General features: G+C 39.3%; 19 protein-coding genes and 1 tRNA gene. 11 read left to right on the forward strand and 9 right to left on the reverse strand.

Annotated features, from left to right (window positions below; translation table 11 throughout):
* The first annotated feature begins 188 nt into the window (after window positions 1–188).
* Both V7O62_RS02880 and rsgA read left to right on the forward strand, forming a co-directional pair.
* Window positions 189–1,346, forward strand: coding sequence for an LL-diaminopimelate aminotransferase (locus V7O62_RS02880; protein ID WP_406657516.1), 1,158 nt, complete (start codon window positions 189–191; stop codon window positions 1,344–1,346).
* A gap of 144 nt (window positions 1,347–1,490) precedes the next feature.
* Complete coding sequence (gene rsgA / locus V7O62_RS02885; RefSeq protein WP_406657517.1) at window positions 1,491–2,588, forward strand: ribosome small subunit-dependent GTPase A; 1,098 nt, start codon at window positions 1,491–1,493, stop codon at window positions 2,586–2,588.
* 215 nt (window positions 2,589–2,803) lie between these two features.
* Here the strand turns inward: rsgA and V7O62_RS02890 are convergent, their stop codons facing one another.
* Entirely contained in the window at window positions 2,804–3,256 is a 453-nt protein-coding gene (locus V7O62_RS02890) for a hypothetical protein (RefSeq protein WP_406657518.1), read from the reverse strand.
* A 510-nt stretch (window positions 3,257–3,766) separates the two neighbouring features.
* On the reverse strand, window positions 3,767–4,552 hold the full coding sequence (locus V7O62_RS02895; protein WP_406657519.1) for a helix-turn-helix transcriptional regulator: 786 nt from the start codon (window positions 4,550–4,552) through the stop codon (window positions 3,767–3,769).
* 688 nt (window positions 4,553–5,240) lie between these two features.
* Here V7O62_RS02895 and V7O62_RS02900 point away from each other — a divergent pair.
* The 3 genes from V7O62_RS02900 to V7O62_RS02910 all read left to right on the forward strand — a co-directional run bounded on the left by V7O62_RS02900 (window position 5,241) and on the right by V7O62_RS02910 (window position 8,615).
* On the forward strand, window positions 5,241–5,486 hold the full coding sequence (locus V7O62_RS02900; protein WP_406657520.1) for a hypothetical protein: 246 nt from the start codon (window positions 5,241–5,243) through the stop codon (window positions 5,484–5,486).
* A gap of 689 nt (window positions 5,487–6,175) precedes the next feature.
* Complete coding sequence (locus tag V7O62_RS02905) at window positions 6,176–8,236, forward strand: PAS domain S-box protein (protein ID WP_406657521.1); 2,061 nt, start codon at window positions 6,176–6,178, stop codon at window positions 8,234–8,236.
* Window positions 8,237–8,255: 19 nt separating this feature from the next.
* The gene (locus tag V7O62_RS02910; protein WP_406657522.1) at window positions 8,256–8,615 is read left to right on the forward strand and encodes a response regulator; all 360 of its coding nucleotides are present in this window, start codon (window positions 8,256–8,258) and stop codon (window positions 8,613–8,615) included.
* A gap of 593 nt (window positions 8,616–9,208) precedes the next feature.
* On the opposite strand, the gene V7O62_RS02915 is transcribed toward V7O62_RS02910, so the two are convergent.
* Window positions 9,209–9,439, reverse strand: coding sequence for a cytochrome b5 domain-containing protein (locus V7O62_RS02915; protein WP_406657523.1), 231 nt, complete (start codon window positions 9,437–9,439; stop codon window positions 9,209–9,211).
* 282 nt (window positions 9,440–9,721) lie between these two features.
* Between V7O62_RS02915 and V7O62_RS02920 the strand changes: the two genes are divergently transcribed.
* From V7O62_RS02920 to V7O62_RS02930, 3 genes are all read left to right on the forward strand, one after another.
* Window positions 9,722–10,507: a helix-turn-helix transcriptional regulator gene (locus V7O62_RS02920; RefSeq protein ID WP_406657524.1), complete on the forward strand. Its 786-nt coding sequence runs from the start codon at window positions 9,722–9,724 to the stop codon at window positions 10,505–10,507.
* A 398-nt stretch (window positions 10,508–10,905) separates the two neighbouring features.
* Window positions 10,906–11,814 (forward strand): hypothetical protein, encoded by a 909-nt coding sequence (locus V7O62_RS02925; protein ID WP_406657525.1) that lies wholly within the window; start codon window positions 10,906–10,908, stop codon window positions 11,812–11,814.
* A gap of 2 nt (window positions 11,815–11,816) precedes the next feature.
* Window positions 11,817–12,290, forward strand: a complete 474-nt coding sequence (locus V7O62_RS02930; protein WP_406657526.1) for a hypothetical protein — start codon at window positions 11,817–11,819, stop codon at window positions 12,288–12,290.
* A 151-nt stretch (window positions 12,291–12,441) separates the two neighbouring features.
* Here the strand turns inward: V7O62_RS02930 and V7O62_RS02935 are convergent.
* The 3 genes from V7O62_RS02935 to V7O62_RS02945 form a co-directional block, all read right to left on the reverse strand.
* Window positions 12,442–12,527: transfer RNA gene (locus V7O62_RS02935), tRNA-Ser, on the reverse strand.
* Window positions 12,528–12,632: 105 nt separating this feature from the next.
* Complete coding sequence (locus V7O62_RS02940; RefSeq protein WP_406658325.1) at window positions 12,633–13,394, reverse strand: FKBP-type peptidyl-prolyl cis-trans isomerase; 762 nt, start codon at window positions 13,392–13,394, stop codon at window positions 12,633–12,635.
* A gap of 96 nt (window positions 13,395–13,490) precedes the next feature.
* Window positions 13,491–14,237 carry a hypothetical protein gene (locus V7O62_RS02945; protein WP_406657527.1) on the reverse strand — a complete coding sequence of 249 codons (747 nt, stop codon included), beginning with the start codon at window positions 14,235–14,237 and terminating at the stop codon, window positions 13,491–13,493.
* A 181-nt stretch (window positions 14,238–14,418) separates the two neighbouring features.
* Here V7O62_RS02945 and V7O62_RS02950 point away from each other — a divergent pair, with 181 nt between their 5' ends.
* The 3 genes from V7O62_RS02950 to V7O62_RS02960 are packed head-to-tail and all read left to right on the forward strand — an operon-like array spanning window position 14,419 to window position 16,600.
* Entirely contained in the window at window positions 14,419–15,609 is a 1,191-nt protein-coding gene (locus V7O62_RS02950; protein WP_406657528.1) for a geranylgeranyl reductase family protein, read from the forward strand.
* A complete protein-coding gene (locus tag V7O62_RS02955; RefSeq protein ID WP_406657529.1) occupies window positions 15,610–15,990 on the forward strand; it encodes a gamma-glutamylcyclotransferase in 381 nt (126 codons plus the stop codon).
* Entirely contained in the window at window positions 15,977–16,600 is a 624-nt protein-coding gene (locus tag V7O62_RS02960) for a TatD family nuclease-associated radical SAM protein (protein ID WP_406657530.1), read from the forward strand. The genes V7O62_RS02955 and V7O62_RS02960 overlap by 14 nt, the downstream gene beginning before the upstream one ends.
* A 2-nt stretch (window positions 16,601–16,602) precedes the next feature.
* Here the strand turns inward: V7O62_RS02960 and engB are convergent, their stop codons facing one another.
* The 3 genes from engB to V7O62_RS02975 all read right to left on the reverse strand — a co-directional run bounded on the left by engB (window position 16,603) and on the right by V7O62_RS02975 (window position 19,616).
* On the reverse strand, window positions 16,603–17,229 hold the full coding sequence (gene engB, locus V7O62_RS02965) for a GTP-binding protein EngB (protein ID WP_406657531.1): 627 nt from the start codon (window positions 17,227–17,229) through the stop codon (window positions 16,603–16,605).
* A complete protein-coding gene (locus V7O62_RS02970) occupies window positions 17,229–18,227 on the reverse strand; it encodes a DHHA1 domain-containing protein (RefSeq protein WP_406657532.1) in 999 nt (332 codons plus the stop codon). Before V7O62_RS02970 ends, engB begins: the two co-directional genes overlap by 1 nt.
* A gap of 96 nt (window positions 18,228–18,323) precedes the next feature.
* A complete protein-coding gene (locus V7O62_RS02975) occupies window positions 18,324–19,616 on the reverse strand; it encodes a hypothetical protein (protein ID WP_406657533.1) in 1,293 nt (430 codons plus the stop codon).
* Between the last annotated feature and the right edge of the window lie 5 nt (window positions 19,617–19,621).

Consider the following 19,621-nt stretch of genomic DNA (forward strand, 5'->3'; position numbering starts at 1 on the left):
AAACACACCTAGGCTAATTTTATATTAATTATATTTATATTTTAGTTATTAATAGATTTCGTTCCTGTCCCTACCAGTATTGTTTTAAGAGGACAAGTAGGAACCATGTTTCTTAAATAGAAGCATTGCAATAGGAGAGGATACTTACTGAATTACATATTGACAAATATTCAATTACAGGTGAAATAATGTACTCTGACAGGATTAATGCACTACCTCCGTACTTGTTTGCGACCATAGACGAAGCAAAGGCAGAAATGAAGGCTAAAGGCGTGGATGTGATAGATCTGGGAGTAGGCGATCCGGACCAGCCGACACCTGATCATATCGTTGATTCCATGTGCCAGGCAGTACGTGATCCTGCTACACACAGATATCCCTCATATACAGGCATGCTTGCTTTCAGGAAAGCCGCTACAGACTGGTGCAAGAAAAGCCGGGGACTGGACATTGACCCGGTTTCCGAAACTCTTACACTCATCGGTTCAAAGGAAGGAGTTGCACACATACCTCTTGCATTTATCAACCCTGGAGATGTAGCTCTCTGTCCAGACCCAGGATATCCAGTCTATAAGATAGGTACGGAATTTGCAGGAGGGGAAGCTCACATAATGCCCCTTCTTGAGGAAAACGGTTTCCTTCCTGACTTTGATGCGATACCAAAGGACATGCTTGCCAGATCAAGGATGATGTTCATTAACTATCCCAATAATCCGACATCTGCAACCGCCGATACAAAGTTCTTCGAAGAAGTTGTGCAGTTTGCACGGGAAAACAACATTGTAGTAGTTCACGACAATGCCTATTCTGAGATGGCCTATGACGGCTACGAGGCACCAAGTTTCTTAAGTGTTGACGGAGCAAAGGAAGTAGGTATTGAGCTTTTCTCCCTTTCCAAGACTTACAATATGACTGGATGGCGTCTGGGATTTGCCGTTGGTAGCAAGGACATAATTGCCGGCTTCGGTAAAGTCAAGTCCAATATCGATTCAGGAGCATTTGATGCTATTCAGATGGCAGGTATCACAGCCCTTTCAGATTCCCAGCAGTGTGTTGCTGACATGAACAGCATCTACACTGAAAGGAGAAACGTACTTCTTAAGGGCCTTCAGGAGATAGGCATTGACGTTAAAGCGCCCAAGGCTACCTTCTACATATGGGCACCCGTGCCGGATGGATATGATTCAATTGGGTTCTCAAAGCTGTTACTCGAAAATGCAGGCATTGTAGCAACACCTGGTGTTGGCTTCGGAGAACACGGAGAAGGTTACATACGCTTTGCACTTACTCAGAATGCAGAAAGAATCTCTGAAGCTGTGGACAGGATGTCAAAGCTCAGTCTCTGAAATTTGTGTTTTAGTATCCCCATGTGCCTTGAAAATCAGGGTACATGGATGGATTTATTTTTACCTGGCACTGATTATTTCATTCTTTTAGTAACTGAAATATAGCCGAAGGCTTATCTAATGTCACATCATAAAACTGGGAGTATGAACGACCAATTCACAACAAAGGGTTCTGATAAAAACCACAAGAATTTGGTTCCGGGATGGGATAAGGAACTTGAATCGGCGTTTTCTGCCTATAAGGGTCCGTACCTGCCCGGGAGAATCATAGCCAGACATAAAACGGTATGTGATATCCTGGTTCCTGATGATGTCATACAGGCAGGAATATCAGGTGCTCTGCTTAAATCAAGCAAGCAGCCTGTAGTAGGTGATTTTATAGTCTTGCTGGACCAACCCGAGACGGGGAGCCGGATGATTGTTGACATTCTCCCGAGAAAAACATGCCTTACAAGAGGAGCTCCGGGAAGCGGGAGCGATGAACAGATACTTGCTGCAAACATTGATACCATATTCATTGTTACATCCGCCGGGAAAGATCTTAATCTTCGAAGGCTTGAAAGGTACCTCACTGTTGTATATTCATCCGGTGCAAGACCGGTTATATTGCTGAACAAAATAGACCTTGCAGATGACACTTCCACAACAGTTGATATGATACGTTCTATTACAGGAGATGTACCCGTAGTTCCTGTAAGTGCGCTTTCAAAGGAAGGTATGGAAGCACTTGATCCTTACTTGAATCCTGATGAAACGGTAGCACTTATCGGTTCCTCAGGTGTTGGGAAATCAACACTTCTTAATGCCTTTTTCGAGGAATCGATACAAAAAACAGGTGCTGTGCGCGAAGATGACGAAAAGGGACGCCACACCACTACTGTCCGTCAGTTGTTCCTCCTTCCAAACGGCAGCATTGTAATTGACAACCCCGGCATAAGGGAAATACAGATAGGAGACTGTGCTGAAGGTATTGAGAAAACATTTTCAGATATTGTCCAGTTAGCTCAAAAATGCAAGTTCAAAGACTGTACTCATCTTAATGAACCAGGTTGTGCAATACAGAAGGCAGTAAGCGAAGGACTCATACCTAAGGAACGTCTTGATAGTTACCAGCGACTGGCTAAAGAGTTAACGTTTCAGTCCCGAAGATCGGAAATTGGCCATAAAAGGCTTGAAAAAGAGAAGTATAAAGGAATATCGGTAGCTGCCAAAAAGTATCGTGAGTTTACTGGAAAGCCATAAACTCTTTCCTTGAAATCATTTCCAAAACTTCTCAACCGGGATTTGCTACAATTTTTTTGAAATTATTAATTATACACCGTAAATTATTAAATATATTAAATATAATATATCTCCGATATAGTTGTACTTTCTGAGGTGTGTTGGTTTTTATTGTACATCCCCCTCACAACCCACCCGTCATCACTGAAGCACACCTCAGAAACAATACATATTGTTTATTTCTTCTTTAGCAGATATATGGCCATTAGTATGCCAATAGCAAGAAGGGCTTCAAAGCCCGGAGACTGCTGCTCGGTTTCTGTGGAAGATTCATTACTTACCGGCTGCTCCTGGCCTTCCTCGGCAGTTTGCTCAGTTTCTTGTGGAACATCAGATGTTGACTCCGGAAAGTCTTCAGGATCTCCCGGGAAAGTCAGAGATTGTATCTCTTCCTGGTTATTGAAACTATCTTCGTCCGAGTCCAAAGGCTCTATTGCTTCGAAATCACCATTATTTTCCTGATATGCCAGGCCATATGGATTCAAGGATTGAACATCCGAACCATGACAGACAGTACAATTTGCAAGTCTTGTATCACTAGTGTTGTAATTCTGATTGAACTCATCCATCATCTCGGAAGTCGCCGATGCAACTGGCATTCCTGCTGCAAGGACAATTGTCAGCAGCATTAACAATAAAATCTGTTTAGAAATCATATATCTTATCTACCCCCAAATTCACTTAGAGAATTATTTGTTAACAACAGGTATTTAAGAGTTTTCAGGTTTCAGGTTAAGAAAGACAGTTCTAAAAGCTATGCTGCAAAAACAAAATGTGAATCCGCAAGTCTTGTTATTCAAAAAAAAGGTATTATTTATTTGATTTTGATTTTTTTTGTCCACCGGATTCCTGTTCCTTTTTGCTAATTTCAAAAACAATATGGTTACATCTACCACTTTTATTCCCGCAAATTTTGCAATATCTGGCCATTTATTCACTCACCCTGATCACCATTTCCTTTCTCAGCAATTATTTACTTCCTGGAAGTACCTTATTTTTGTTCCTTCCTATTGAATACAACAAACTTTACAGGAATAAAAGTATTCATCTGCGAGTAACTTATTAATAATTTTCAATTATACGTTAGAGCATAATGATATTTTCACCTGACACAAAAGAAAACTCAAGATACAAAAGAATCAAATAGATGTTACAGGATTTGAACACTGTTTGTAGTACTCAAAGAGTTCTTTTCCCCATTCAAGAGCATTCTGATTACAACTTATCAATTGCTCTCCTGACACATTGCCGGTCTTACTTAAGAGATGCCAGGAAAAACAATAATCGTTCAGTATAAAATTCTGGAAACCCATGTTTCCCGGATAGACCAGAAAGTCCATCTGCTCTTTAGCCAATAATTCATTGAAGAAAAGCAGATTATTGGACTGGATTTTCTCAAACAACTCCTCTGAAACTATCATTGAAATTTCTACACCTTCACTTATCCATTTTGAAAAGAATGCCGGAAATGATGGCAGCAGCAAAGAAGTTACAATATAAAATGTTTTTGAAGCATCAGTCGTTTCTTCCAATTGCTTGTTAAATTCTAAAGTTTCTGAAAAAGTAGGTCGTAATATGGTATAAGGGTATAACTCACGAAGTCTTTTCAATAGATAAAACGGAATAAAATCAAGCTTATGCTCAGCCAGATAATCAAAATTACTTTCAAGGAATTCCAGGGTCTCAAGGAAGGGAATTATTTCATCGACAATTAATTTTCCGATTGATGTAAGCTCGTATGTACCATCATGATTTACAACGATATTGTTATGTTCAAACGTCCGTATTGTTGGGACCAATGCCTGGCTGCTTATCTCCAGTGATTCAAGAATTTTTCTCTTCTTCATCGGGCCATTGTATAACAACAAAAGCAAATTCATTCTATCTTCGCATATGCCTAATGTCTCAAGCAACGGTATTTTCAAGGATTCCACCCTTATAACTAATCGTGAATTGTCTGAGAATAGACAGCATCCCAGACACAAAGCCGGTTGCACTCACATGAAATTTTATCTACTGTAGAAATTTAATCTATTTATATATACCTTTGATGAAATTAACAAACAAAACTTGCTTTCCAAGCAATAATGCTACTATAAGTGTCCAAGATAGTATGCTAACTATTATGGTTTCATTTTTCACTGAAAAGTAGATATGATTCAGCACTAGTAGACTATATTCTTGCAGGATACAATGTTCCGCTGAAAAAATAATTGCATCCAAAAATACCTAGCTACCTACACTATTTCTGCATTTTAATGAGTGAAAAACTTCTTGATTATTTTCTACAGAAATCATTAAAAATAATTGATTTGAGATAAATTATTTTATATGGTTTATGCTCTAAAACGATTATCCTTTATACTAAGTCAACCTCTATGCTCTGCCGAGGTGTGTGACCTTTTTTAACCCCACTCCCCCCAACATGCACACCTCGCGTTTTCAGATTGGAATCCGTATGTTTTCATTAATTTACTGTAACAAAAAAGTTTCAGAAAATGAAACATACCAAATGTATGTGAAATATCGAAGTTCTACTTTTCTTTCATTGAAAACAACCCTCAAAATTCTGCTCTGTCGAAAGCTGTAAATAATTCGGTTACACATATTTAAATGCGAATAAAACGTGATTATAGTCTAGCAGGAGTTGATAATATATTCTGGGGTTTGTCACATCTGTCAGAAGAGCAGACCAAAGCCATCGAAGAACTTGAAAAAAAATTCGATGCTACTATACTTGCTTTTTCAAGCAAGGACATACAATATGCTGAGCTCAATGAAGAGCAGCTTAAAGAATTAAAAGACCTTGAAGAAAAGCTTGGCCTATCGCTTGTGACCCTTAAAATGAGTTATAAATAAGCACAGGCACTTTTTAGTAATTTATGGGAACATACATACAGGTATACTTCCCTATCGTGAATTACTCAAAAGCCCGGGTAAGAGCCATTTTTGTCAGTCCCATCTGCCGATGTTTTCCTTTCTTAGCGGGACAGTTTTTTGTCAGATCCCATACAATTAGTGAAATCTGGAGTGGCAAGTATGAATTAACACCCCATAAAATGGCACATCTGACCTGCAAACTGAAATAAACATATTAGCAAATAGGACAAAAAATCATTTGCATTGGCGTCTCTGAAATAGATAGCATGTAGGATAAAAAGGCAAAATACAAATAAATATAATGTAATTAAACAATATTAATATTTAAGTCATAATCTTCATGGAAAAATTATGACCAGCTGACTGAGAAAAGATCTTGGTTAAAAGTCAAACCGCATAATAAATTTAATAAGTCCTTGGAATTGCAGAAGCCTTGTTGATAGTGAAGAAAGGATAAGGAGAAAATGAATTCCGTATCTGATTTTGATAAGAGCACAAGAGCACTTCTTAGGGTTATAGTTCTATATGTATTCTTGTCCAGTATCTGGATCCTGTTCTCTGACGCTATTTTAGGATTAATTGTTTCGGATATCGCAATTTACACCCGATTGCAAACTTACAAGGGGTTGGGTTTTATCTTTGTTACGGGAGCATTGTTTTTACTTTATATGAAACCCCGTATAGAGGCACTTAACAAATCACAGCAGGCTCTTGCAGCTACTGAAAAAGAATTAAGAGAACAGTATAAACTGATTGAAAGAATAACGGATACAAGTCCGTTAGGTATTATTGTAGCAGATACAGACGGAAATATCACATTTGCCAATAAGGCTGCCGAAGACATGCTGGAATTGATAAGAGATGAAAAGGGCAATCTGATTTATGATAATCCTGGTAGCCATCTACCTTTCTGGAAAACGATGGACATCCATGAAAACATATCCGATGCTAAACATGAGATTAAGAAAATAGATGGTAGCAATATGCTCCTCTCAATTAGCAGTGCCCCGCTAAATAATGATTTCGGTGAATTGGAAGGCATGGTAGCTACTCTAACTGATGTAACTGAAAGCACGCATATTCAGGAAGAGCTAAAAAAGAGGCTCAACTACGAACTTGCAACAGTGAAAAGCATGCGACTCTTACTTGAACCGGCTGATCTCAACGAGATATTGCCCCGGATTTTGGAGATAATACATCGTTCCGTAGGTAATAGCCGGACGTACGTGTTTCAGAATGAGGAAGACAGCGAATTAGGCCTTTGTATGTCGCAGAGATACGAAGTTGTTGCTGATGGTATCACCCGGGAAATAGATAATCCTCTTCTGAAGCACTTGCCATATAGCAAAGGAGGACAAAAGCTTCTAGCTTCTTTACAGTCGAAACGGAGTTATACACGTGTGGTAGCAGAGCTTGATGGACCTGAAAAAACGATTCTTGCAGATCAGGGAATCCTTTCTATCCTAATTCTTCCAATTTATTGTGGACAGGATCTCTGGGGTTTCATTGGATTTGACGATTGTGAGAGCGTTCGTCTATGGCATGAGGATGACATCAATCTTCTCTGGGTCGTGGCTGATGGCATTGGAGAAGCTATTCTTCGTAAAAGGTCAGAAGATGAAATAAGAGAAAGCGAAGCAAAATATCGATCATTATTTAATCAATCTGCTGAGGGTATTTACCTGCATGATCTCAGGGGAAATATACTTGATGTCAACGACGAAGCTGTCTTGCAGTCCGGTTATTCTAAAGAAGAACTACTAAACCTTGATGTATTCAGCTTTTTGTCCAAAGAAGTTGACCGTGAGAAAATGATGAGGCGATGGTCTCAATGGTCCCCTGGAACAACTGTAAGTCTGGAGACACAGCATATACGGAAAAATGGTAGCATCTATCCGGCAGAGCTGACAATAAATCTTGTCAACTTTGGATCTAAAATAATGATTATGGCTTTGGTCCGTGACATTACCGAGAGAAAGAAGGCTGAGGAGTCCCTGATCAAAGCCAAGATGATGGCAGAAGAGAATAGCCGCATCAAATCAGAGTTCCTAGCAAACATGAGCCATGAGTTACGTACCCCTCTTACCGCCATAATAGGTTTTTCAGATATGCTGAGTTCTGAGATGTTTGGCAGCTTGAATGAAAAACAAATCAGGTTTTCAAGACATATAAATACGAGCGGAGAACATCTACTCGAACTAATCAATGAAATTCTTGATCTGGCAAAAATCGAAGCCGGTAAAATGGAACTTGAATGTGAAAAGTTCCCTCTTTCGGAAGTACTTGATGAGATGCAAACATTGATAGCTCCATTAGCAGTTAGGAAGAAAATCGATCTTGAAATAGAGAACAATATACAGGAAACAGAAATATTTGCTGACAGGATGAAGTTTAAGCAGATAATGTATAATCTTCTCAGCAATGCCATTAAATTCACCCCTGATAACGGTAAAGTTCTGGTTATTGCAAATAAAACTGATAAAGGAGTATGTGTTTCAGTCTCAGATTCAGGAATAGGAATCCCTGAAAACAAAATCCAGAATATATTCAATCCTTTCACTCAGGTGGATTCATCGAGCAAAAGAAAACATGGAGGCACCGGTCTCGGACTTGCACTTGTGAGACAATTCGTGGAAATGCATAAAGGTAACATCCAAGTGAAAAGTGAAAAAGGAAAAGGGAGTACCTTTACGTTCACCATTCCGGATAAGTGTTGTAGTGAGAAATAACCGAAGAGAATGAGGTACAATGAGAAACATATTAGTTGTTGAAGACAGCCCGGTAAATATGGAACTTATTGGTTGCCTTCTTGAATATGAGGGATATGAAGTTGCAAAGGCAATGGATGGTGAACAAGCCCTGAAGCTGATCAAAAAAAGAGATTTTGATCTTATATTACTGGACATCCAGTTACCAGGAATGGACGGACTGGAACTTCTGAGAATAATCAGAAATATGGGGAAGAAAAGAGATATTCCTATAATCGCATTGACTGCTAACGCAATGGCAGGAGATAAAGAAAGATTCCTTGATGCAGGGTTTACCGCATATATCGCCAAGCCTTTTGATACACGTGAATTCATTGAAACCGTTGTCAGTTTTTTGTGAGCAAAGCGAAAATAAGACAATCGACCCAGACAAGGCGAAAGATACGGAAATGCTGTATTGGTAAGCCAGAATTCAAAGCTTCTGTATTCCAGATACATGATGTTAGTCTTTCAGATAATAGTTACTAATGTTATGGATATTGATAAATAGTAGCATAACATAATAATTTGTGGTTGATGTAAAAATACTAAGCCGATAAGAATTGGAAATTTATAGAATATTTATGATTATTGCATAAATATTCAAATGACAATAGGTTTAGCAAAAGTCCCTTACATAACTGGCACACCAGTCTATAGAGAGAATGTAAGCAAAAGATGCAAACTAAAAGCTACAGGATCAGGGGGATCCTTTTGTATTTATGGAGGTTAAGTGATGAAAAGATTAGAGAACTGTCCTGAATGTAATTCAAAATTGACGGATGGAGAAAACGTACAATTTTGTAGAGTATGCGGTTACTGGACCAGTAAGGGAACAGTTAGATTGGACCCTATTGCGATATTTATTTGAACAATTTGAGTGAGATTTTTCCGGAATGCATACTATTTTGCCAGGCAAAGAGAAATGATAGGAAGATGTAGGCATCTGGCAAATTAATCTATCAGTATGCCAACAATTTCAAAATCCTCAAAAACCTCTTCTTCATGTGGTGCCTCAGCCATCTGTTCAGTAAGGTCAATACCGCTATCATGGCCGAAGTGGTCTCCATCCTCCCATGAAATGCCGCCAGTTACGTCATATATCTTCCCATTATAGGCAACATAGATTTCTTCTTTCTGTTTGCCGTCATACTTTGAAAGTTCCTCTCTTGTAAATTCTCTCATTCAATTTCACTCCCTATTATCCATTTATTATATCGTTTTTTGTTGATTTAGTATTTTCTCTGACCATAAAGTTGTTTCATATAATAGTTTTTAGTGTGATGATTTTTCAAATCTGGCGCGACTCTGTTTTTGGTGACTTATAAGCACCTATACTAAAAATAATGATTGACAATAATTACATAAAGTTTATTAAATAAAGCAACATAGCTTGCGTAAGGATTCAACAGATACCAGAAGTTCTGATAGAATGATAAGTGATTTTCTTGACAAGAGGTAATACAAATGAAAAAGCCAATTCTTGACATTATATTTGCCTCAGAAAAAAGAAAGAATATGCTTTTATTATTGCAAGACGGTCCCAAAGAAATGGAGACTATTCTCAGGACATTGGAAACAACAAGACAGGCTTTACTTCCACAAATAAGAATAATGGAAGAGCATCATCTTATTGTGCATTATGATGACGCCTACAAATTGACGATGCCTGGAAAATTAATAGTCAATAAGATGATTCCTCTGGTAAATACCTGCAGATCTCTGAATAAGAATATAGATTTCTTCGCATCCCATAACATTGACCCTATTCCTTCTCATATATTTGAAAGAATAAATGAAATCAGAAACTGCGAAATCATAGAACCAAGCTTGGTGGATATTTTTGAAATGAATAAAGATTTCGTCGAAGAAGCATATAATTCCAGTTCCCTGTCATTTCTTCTTGCATTCTCACATCCTGCTTTTTCAGAGGTTATTGCAAGACTTGCTGAAGGTGACAAAAATACTTCAATTATAGTCAATGAAGAAATATTTGATAAGTTCAAAAGTGAATGGTATGAAGAATTCAAGCATTATCTTGCATGTGAAAATGTCAAATTTTACCTATACAGGAAAGATCTTGAACTGACTTGCCTGTCAATATGCGAGCGCTCTTTTGTTTTAAGATTGTTATCAAAGAACAATAAATTCAGCAACAAACACCTGTATTGTAAAGATACAGGAGGACATCAGTGGAGCAAGGATTTTTTCGATTATTACCTGAAGGATGCTGAATTGATAACTGAAATATGAGTTCAATGATGATTTTTTCTACATTTTCCAGTTGATGATCTGGATAACTATTATGTTATTTGTTTTCAAGTTGCGGAAAAGAAAAGGGTAGAACTTAGCAACTTCATTTATTTATTTATTTATTTATTTATTTATTTATCAAGTTAGAGATTTGGGATTGTTTAACAGATATGAAATTACTTGTACAACACTGAAACATAATAAAGTTTATAATTAATCAAATATATTTCTATGGATGTTAAACCAAGTAAATACTGCAATTGATTCATGCTGGAACATTACAGGTCAACTTGGAATAATCAGATGACTCAACGTGATTTTCCGATGCAAGTGAAAACTTGGTAGACATCAGTAAACAATAAAATGTTAGCCAATTGATACTATCAGAAGGTCCAACTATGTCAAAAGAGATTATAAAAAAAATTTATTTCTATAGATTACTTATGGAAATGGATGGAGAATTTGTAAATGCATCCGATGCTTTTTCAGAAATAAATGAGATACCATTTGATAATGATGAACGTTATTATGAGTTAAAAAATGGAAATAAATGGGCAATGTATGTTGATTCCTGTGAAAATCCAATTCGTGCTAGAATGGGTACCAGAAGAGAGAATGAACTACCTGAGGTCGAATGTGCTGGAAACTTAACTCCATTAGACATACCTCCTAAAAGTGGGCTATATGAACCTACTCACTTCACACTGTTCTCTGATAACGTAGTTGGTGTAGAATATAATCACTATGGTCCTAGAATTAGCAGTTTAAATCAGTATATCCCAAGAAAAATACCAGATGTTGTAGATAAGATCACTATACACCCTTTAATGAAAAGAGACGTATTGGAAACCATTCAAGACATTGGAGAAGTCCGATCTTTTTCGTTTGCAGCACATAGAGATATGGGACTCTTAATAAAACAGTTAGATAAAAATTTATCTGCTGGATTTGAAGCCTTAAAAAGAACCAGTGATTCCGAAATGATTGAAGTAGTACTGAAAAATCCACAGTATTCCAGAGACAAAGTAGAATTACCTCTTATATCAAACATAGCAAATTTAATTAGTTGGCTAAGAAAATCAGAAGTCAAAGATGGAGTGAATAAATTTAAAATTCATGCTCAAGATACTACACTTGATGAGTATAGAACATTTGATTTATTGCAAGAGTACATCATGAGTGAAAAACAAGTAATCACTATTGATGAAACCCATAGGACCGTTAATTCTAATGCCATGTACGCTGCAATACATCAGGCATACAGAGACTGCAAGTCAGAAATCAATAGAACAATAAAAGGCAGTTAAGCATGAGAAAATTCAAGGATATCTATGAAGAAAATTTTATGCATTATGAATTAATCATTTCTATTATCCTTAGCATCGCAATAATTCAATTTGTTTTTCCTATTATTTTTCCTGAAGGTGTGGATTCTTGGTTAGAAGTTAACAAAAATAATGTTTATTCACTTTTAGCAAGTATTGCAGGAACACTTCTTGGTTTTGTTATTACAGGTGTATCTGTAATAATTGCATTTTCAGAGTCAGAAAAGTTAAAAATGCTCAAAAAAAGCAAACATTATAGAACAATATTCGTTGTTTATTTTAGTACTATAAAATATTTGGCTTTAACGACAGCAATATCAATAATCTGGATATTTACAAACTTTTTAATTGTCGTTTCCTTTTATTTGTTGACATGGTCAGCTATAATCTCATCTTTGAGAATAGGAAGATGTATTTGGATTCTTGAAGAAATTGTTGAAATTGTAATAAAAGATTAATTAAAAAGTGTTAATGTGTGCATCAAAACAACATGCAATCCCATCTGTAGCGCTTTTCAGAAAGCTTCAAAATGAAAACAAAAACTTATTCTCCTATCCACAAAAATTTCTACTAAGCTAGGGCTTTTGAGCGTTAGACTGGAAATCTCAACGCTGAGGGAGAGATTCGAACTCTCGCAGCGCGTTAGCACTACCGGTTTTCAAGACCGGCGCCGTAGTCCACTTGGCTACCTCAGCATGTCGAATGGATTTACCTAAACAGCACACTTGAATATAAGGTTTTTGACTCAAAAACGATGATGAGTGACAAGTAATCTTAAAAGAATATGGTGAACGAGGAGTTTATTCCTCGCTCTCTTCTGCCTCAGATTCAGTTGATTCTTCCTCAGCAGGCACTTCTACAATTTCCTCTGCCCCTGCCTCTGGTGGGACATATGGGTGCTTCTCAACGAATTCAAGGTTGGGGATGCCAAGCCTGTCGATAAGCTCGTTGGCTATGTTCATCTTTGTTACAAGCCATCTCTGGTTGAAGCTAAGTTCAATAGGAACAACAATCCTGATGAGATCGTCTGTAATCTCTGCCTCAATGTCCTCCATGCCAGTATAGAGTGCAATAAGACCCTTTACCTTCTCTTCATTATCATCGAGTACCTTCTCAATAGTGTACTCATACTCGACTTCCTTACCTGCAAGAGCATGGTTGAAGTCAACACGTACCCTACGGCCGATAACCTGGGAAATGACACCGCGCTTTCCATTGAGTTCCACAGGCATTCCAGGATATGGGTTCTTATCCTTCAGCTGGTCCTTCAGTTTGGTGACTGATACAGTCTCAACAAGAGCAGGGTTGTGTGCACCGAATGCATTCTCAGGAGCAACAGTCAGAGTGCTGGAGTATCCTGCTTCCTTACCTTCGAAATCCTCATCAAGACCTTTGATTGTCTGGCCGGAGCCGACAACCACAACATCGCCGCCGTATACACCACGGGGATTATATATTCCGTTATCCTTTGCCAGCTGCTCGTCAGTGGTATCAAAAATCGTACCTTCGTCAAACTTTCCAGTGTACTGTATCTTTATGAAATCGCCTTTCTCAATTGCCAAATCGATCAACTCTACTAACCTGTCATTATTTATGAGTGTAATTACCAGCACGCTATACGCATATGTCTTTAAGAACCTTTTGCCAGTAAAAGACAATCAGAAGTATACTTTCGAAGCAATTTCGAGTATAGAATCCTTGCAATCGTCATTTACAAGGATAAGACAGGCTCCAGGAACCAGCATTTCCGTAAACTTCGGGCAAAAATCTCTAAAAGGGACCTTATCATCGGACCAGATAATACGCCTATAGTGACTCAGGTCTCCAAAACCGTCCCTGTACCTGTAACCTTCCCGAACCTTGCCTATATATGCAATTTCCTCATTTTCTACTGGAAGCACGACAGTATCATGTGTCCTCATAGCACTTACAAAATGGAAAATCTCAGCAGCCCACTGGTCAAGTATAGTATGATCAAGGGTAGCCAGCTTTGCACTGATCATCTCCTTAATAAATTCCCGTTTCTCGAATTCATCAAACTTCTGCATTGTCGCAGAGAATTGTTTCATTTCCTCATTGAAATCCTTCAGTTTGCTGTTAAGACTTTTCATTTTCTTGACTACTTCAGGACGTTGTTCACGCTCGGAATAGTCAATGTCCTTTACGGCTTCATCGAACTCTTTCCTGAAGCTGCGATCAAAATCCTTGTACTTTTCCCCAAGAAAATGATGTTGCTTGTGATCATGTGGAAGGTTCCTGAAATCCTCAAGATTCTCATCAAAATGATCCAGAAGCTGCAGATTCAGGTCAAGAGAGATTACACCCTTCTCAAGGAAGAGACGTTCACGCTCTTTGTTTCGCCCGGCACGTATTATCCACACGTTATTTCGATGTTCGTATACCATATCATCTCTCACCGAATGGATGGATAAGTAATAGTTAGATATATCTAATAGAATGTGGTTTGTGATAAGCGTAATGCATGAAAGATGGCAACAGGGAGATGGCACATTTCTATAAAGTTAAGGCCAATGCATGAAACAGTTACCAATCACATAGCACTCTTAAGTGCACAACATACTTGATATGATACCGGATGATTCCTATGATATAATAGTCGTCGGAGCAGGACCTGCAGGCTCCACGGCAGCAATGTACGCAGCAGAAAGAGGCATGTCCGTACTTCTTGTTGACAAGAAAAAAGATATTGGTACACCTCTCCAGTGCGGTGGTTTCCTTCCTCATTACGAGACTCTCACGGAACTGGTTCCAAATGCCAGGCTTCCACATACCCTTGAAAAAATACCCTCATCCTGCATCCACACAAGCACTTCATACCAGCGGTTCATAGCACCTGATGGTGCCTCCAAAGGTTTCCATGTCAACGCTGATGCAATCGACAGGAGGCGCTTTGACAAGCATCTTGCTATGCTTGCAGGAAAAGCCGGTGCCCAAATGCTTGTGGGAACAAATGTTCTTGAGGTCAATGGTACCGAGCTGATAATGGACGGGGCATTCGGTGAGTTCCCGGTTAAATCTAAGATCATTATCGGGGCCGATGGCCCCAATTCTATAGTAGGAAAAGCTAATAATATGCTGAGGGATGAAGACCCTATGGGTACCGGCACAGCATTCGAATACGAGCTAAGCGGAGTTGACGTGGACAGAGAAGCCGTAGAGATGTACTTTGGAAGAGATTACGTGCCAGGAGGTTATGCCTGGATTATCTCCCAGGGAGAGGACACTGCAAACATTGGTGTTGGTATCCGTGAGGCCATGTTTGAGGACCACATGTGTGCCCGTGACTATCTTGACAGGTTCATGCACAAACATCCAATGGCTGCCGGCAAACTGGAAGGAGCATCCATCGTATCTATTGTCGCAGGTCTTGTCCCGGTCGGTGGCGCTCCGAAAGTCACGGCCACAAAGGACACAATCATCGCAGGTGACGCCGCCGGACATATCATCGCTACCAACGGAGGTGGAATATCCACAGCCATGGTAGGTGGTAAAATAGCAGGTGAGACCGCAGCAGACAACCTTGAAGGCAAATGCAATCTCACAGAATATGACAGACGGTGGAGAGAGCAGATGGGACTTGAGATAAAAACAGCAGTATATACCAGGAAACTCATGGACAAACTCATGCTCTCTGACAGGCTGATGAGTGCAGCTATCAAAATGATATCTCCTGAGAATATGAAAGCTATCCAGTGCGGACAACTACCTGATGCCGTCAAAAAAAGCCTGTTAAAACTAAACGTAGGCCTGACTTGAATGTACGTTTTTGTCTATGGTTCACTTAAAAGAGGTTTTTCAAACCATCATCTTATGGAAAGTTCGAAGTTTATCTGTAGCACCCGAACACTTGAAAAGTTCGCTATGATCGACCTTGATTCATTTCCCGGAGTAATAAAAGAAAAAAAAGTTTCACCTATTCACGGAGAGGTTTATGACCTGGATACAAATACCTTGGAACAGATAGATGCCTATGAAGGTAAATGGTATTCCAGAGAAGATGTGGAACTTGAAGCCGGTTTGACTGCACAGATGTATTTTCTAGTAAAATATCCCCGGGACACTGAGAATCTTCAGGTAATAAGCAAAGGATTCTGGACCGAAAAAACTTCACAGGAGTTTACTGATGTCGGACAATAAAAGAATCACAGAGATGGGATTTTCAGGGGGTACAATTGGTTATGAAGCGCACGGAAACCTTTACCTGAACATTACTAACAAATGCTCAGCTAACTGTTATTTCTGTATCCGGGAATCTTCGGACGGTGTTTACGGCTATAATCTCAGGTTATCAAAGGAACCAAGCTACGAAGAGATAATCAGAGAACTGGATCAGTCCGACATAACAAACTACAAGGAAGTTGTTTTCACCGGACTGGGTGAGCCGACCTGCAGGCTCGAAACCGTACTTGACGTTACCCGCTGGCTCCATGAAAAAGGTGTTCGTGTAAGACTTGACACAAATGGTCATGCTAAGCTCATGTATCCTGAAATTGATGTTGTTGCCGAACTGAAAAACGCAGGTCTTGACTCGATTTCAGTAAGTCTTAATGCTGAGTCGGAAGAAAAATATGAAAAAATATGTAAGCCCTCCCTTAAAGAGGCTTATGCTTCACTGCTTGATTTCACAAAAGAGGCAATTGATGCCGGGATAGAGACACAGATGACCGTTGTCGGAATGTCTGAGATAGATATCGACAAATGTGAAAAAATAGCCAAGGATCTTGGTGCTGGTTTCCGCGTACGATAAATTCAGAAGTATTTAAAAAGGTCATCTCTTTTCTCAGAATGCAACCTTTGCCTGATAATTGATTTCAGGGGTTTTATCTCGCCTTTTTTTGCACAGATGGGGGCAACCATATCTATCCACTGTCTCCACGGAGGCAGCATTCCAAGTTTCTCCGTAACGCCATCAAGCATAGAGTCCAGTTCATCATTTTTTACACGATCAGTCTTGTTCACAGCAAGTACGGTGTCTATACTCAATTCCTTCAAAAAATCGAACATCTCTATGTCAATGGGAATCTCTTCTCTTGACTCCCATCGATCAACAACTTCCACGAAAACAGGACCGTCAACAACCATTACTGCCATCATTATCCGGTCAGTGTTATTCTCAATATAACGAACGATTTTATCCTTGACAATATCCTGCTTACGTTCCTTTATACCACTCATGAAACCGAAGCCTGGCATATCTGTGATAAGGAGATCTGAAAAACGAATATGAGTCGGTATAAGTGTCACGCCTGGGCGCTTTCCCACCTTGACTTTCTGACCGGTAAGCTGCCTGATAAGTGATGATTTACCCACATTTGACCGGCCAACAAATATGATTTCCAGACTTACGCCTTCCATTGTGGTTTCCTTTTTTGCCATTAATTTTCACTTTTTTCCTTATGCTCATCTTTCCCTATAGCATCATCCAGTTCATATAGAAATTTCATGAACGATTCCTTGGGAATCCTCGCACCTGCAGCAGATGCATGCCCTCCGCCCGTACCGCCGTGTTTAGGTGCGACAGTGCGCAAAAGCCGGTTAAGGTCAACAGCACCATTTCTGGAACGCAAACTCATGTCATAGACCTGCTTCTTATATCGATACTCCGCTGCAAGACCAACACCTCGCCTGCCGTAGGATGCTGCATAAATAGCCGATTTTGACATATAGCCTTTAGGGTCAATCACATACGCAAGATGACTAAGGGCTTTTACCTGCTTCTTTACCCTGAGGCGCAGCATTTCCTCCAGATGTGAACCTTCTTTTGCAAGCTTGGGGACATCAGGTATCTCTGAAGGAATAACATCACGTGAAAGCGGAATGAGCAAACTCCGCTTGAAATTATAATTGCGTCCCATATAGATCAAAGCCTGGATAAGCGTACCTGCTTGGTAGAAAAGATTCCTCTTATCCCAATCACGTAGCCATTCCTTTACAGACGGAGTATTATCATAATAGTCGCCAATAGCCCCATAAATGGCAACCCTGCGCATGTCCCTGTTAAGCCTTTTCTCAAGTACTTTATATGTCAGTTCCGCAGCACATACATTTACATCATGATGCAGCCAGTCAACATCCCAGCAATCTCCGGGAAGAGGATGATGATCAATATATGTGATAGTTGATATCTCCGAAAGTTCCGTGAGTCTCTGGTACAGCTTCTTGCACGCCCGCCCATCCACTGCAATATCGCAGATGATTATGTTCCTGTACCCATCCGCTAATTTAAGCTCATCAAGTATGCCAACAGGAGATGTGAAGTAAACATCTGAATCCGGGAAAGCGCTCTTTGCAATGGCACCGGAGCATACACCGTCAGAATCACCATGTGTCAAAATAAGGGAGTCGCTTTTACTGGAATTGTGTAGGCCTTTCATGTGATTACCACAAAGATTTGAATTAAAAGGAAATCCACGTAATTTAAAGAATGAAGTAATACCAAAGAAAGCAATATCACCGATCTTATTTTTAGCTTATGTTCCAAAATAAGCTTTAATGGAATCCAGTAGATCAAAGGCAAACTGGAACATGCCGTAGTCCTCTTCTACCGGATCATCTTCGGAAACAACGGATTCATCCTGGATGTTTTCAAAAGAATCATCTATTGAATCTGTATAATCATCGGTAAAACTGCTCGAATCCTCTTCAAGCCACTCATATTCATCACTACGGAAAGAATCCGAAACATCTACCAATAAACGCCTGGAATAAACAATACCTTCATACTCCTTTGAATCAACAAATTTTGCTTTTACCGGAGGAATAATGATGTTGCCTGCCACATCCATTCGCACAGAGTATGTCAGATTCAGACTATCAGAAGGATGCAAAACTTTACTCTCAGAAATGTCTCCTGATAAAAGGACAGCTCCCGTTGGAATTTCATCCGAAACAGACACATACGTTGCTCTGTCACCTTCATTTTTAGCTATTATATTCACATTTAGAGCATTACCGGCCTGAATAGTATCTGCAGAAACATCTTTTGTCAGATTTATGAAAGGACCATGCACAACTATTTGAGAATCATTGAGATTCTTGGCATAAGTCCGCCCTCCTATGCTAACTAGAACCTGTGTGTCTGAAAAATTATAGGTTCCCGGCCTCAGGGCTTTTAAAGAATACTTGACAGTTTTTTGTCCGAAGGAAGGTAGAGAAAAATTCCAGATTGGATCAACATCAGGATCGAATATGAACTCTTCAGGAACAGGAGAAATCAACTCTACGTGATCAAGAGGTTCGCCTTTAAGGTTTTTTATCCTGAATTCAATGTGTGCCCTCTCATCCATATATACTTCATCTGCCCTGTGTTCTTCCACGGCTATTATAGTATCGATTTTTTTTACGACCTTGGTACCGGAAACTGACTTGTTTGCAATAGTAACATTGATAGTCGTATAAGGTGAAGGGATATCATTTCCTGTAACGATTTCTACTGCAGTAATGTTGATAAGATTTTCAAAGGTATAATGATCCGGGATATCCGAATTGTTCCGGGCAAGAATAGCACTCCAGGATTCCTTATTTCTGGAGAGTACTGACAACATCACATAATCGTAATCAGAATCAAATGCATATGATGGGGAAAAATCCTGAGCAGTGATCAAATAACCACTTGCGTTTACTTCTTCTCCCCAGTAAAGAGTAAACTCTTCCGCTTCAAGCCATTCAATATCATCATTGGTAGCTGATTGTGCACCTGCAAATTCACACAGGCACACAAGAAGAACTACCACAAATACCAGTTTCAAAGTTAGCTGTTTCATGGAGA

It is taken from the genome of Methanolobus sp. ZRKC2 (assembly GCF_045291185.1).
Lineage (GTDB): Archaea > Halobacteriota > Methanosarcinia > Methanosarcinales > Methanosarcinaceae > Methanolobus.

What these genes read in the sequence shown, in the direction of transcription:
- V7O62_RS02880 (WP_406657516.1), top strand. Translation starts at nt 189, where the DNA reads ATGTACTCTGACAGGATTAATGCACTACCTCCGTACTTGTTTGCGACC.
- rsgA (WP_406657517.1), top strand. Translation starts at nt 1,491, where the DNA reads ATGAACGACCAATTCACAACAAAGGGTTCTGATAAAAACCACAAGAAT.
- V7O62_RS02890 (WP_406657518.1), bottom strand. Translation starts at nt 3,256, where the DNA reads ATGCTGCTGACAATTGTCCTTGCAGCAGGAATGCCAGTTGCATCGGCG.
- V7O62_RS02900 (WP_406657520.1), top strand. Translation starts at nt 5,241, where the DNA reads ATGCGAATAAAACGTGATTATAGTCTAGCAGGAGTTGATAATATATTC.
- V7O62_RS02905 (WP_406657521.1), top strand. Translation starts at nt 6,176, where the DNA reads ATGAAACCCCGTATAGAGGCACTTAACAAATCACAGCAGGCTCTTGCA.
- V7O62_RS02910 (WP_406657522.1), top strand. Translation starts at nt 8,256, where the DNA reads ATGAGAAACATATTAGTTGTTGAAGACAGCCCGGTAAATATGGAACTT.
- V7O62_RS02915 (WP_406657523.1), bottom strand. Translation starts at nt 9,439, where the DNA reads ATGAGAGAATTTACAAGAGAGGAACTTTCAAAGTATGACGGCAAACAG.
- V7O62_RS02920 (WP_406657524.1), top strand. Translation starts at nt 9,722, where the DNA reads ATGAAAAAGCCAATTCTTGACATTATATTTGCCTCAGAAAAAAGAAAG.
- V7O62_RS02925 (WP_406657525.1), top strand. Translation starts at nt 10,906, where the DNA reads ATGTCAAAAGAGATTATAAAAAAAATTTATTTCTATAGATTACTTATG.
- V7O62_RS02930 (WP_406657526.1), top strand. Translation starts at nt 11,817, where the DNA reads ATGAGAAAATTCAAGGATATCTATGAAGAAAATTTTATGCATTATGAA.
- V7O62_RS02945 (WP_406657527.1), bottom strand. Translation starts at nt 14,237, where the DNA reads ATGGTATACGAACATCGAAATAACGTGTGGATAATACGTGCCGGGCGA.
- V7O62_RS02950 (WP_406657528.1), top strand. Translation starts at nt 14,419, where the DNA reads ATGATACCGGATGATTCCTATGATATAATAGTCGTCGGAGCAGGACCT.
- V7O62_RS02955 (WP_406657529.1), top strand. Translation starts at nt 15,610, where the DNA reads ATGTACGTTTTTGTCTATGGTTCACTTAAAAGAGGTTTTTCAAACCAT.
- V7O62_RS02960 (WP_406657530.1), top strand. Translation starts at nt 15,977, where the DNA reads ATGTCGGACAATAAAAGAATCACAGAGATGGGATTTTCAGGGGGTACA.
- engB (WP_406657531.1), bottom strand. Translation starts at nt 17,229, where the DNA reads ATGGCAAAAAAGGAAACCACAATGGAAGGCGTAAGTCTGGAAATCATA.
- V7O62_RS02970 (WP_406657532.1), bottom strand. Translation starts at nt 18,227, where the DNA reads ATGAAAGGCCTACACAATTCCAGTAAAAGCGACTCCCTTATTTTGACA.
- V7O62_RS02975 (WP_406657533.1), bottom strand. Translation starts at nt 19,616, where the DNA reads ATGAAACAGCTAACTTTGAAACTGGTATTTGTGGTAGTTCTTCTTGTG.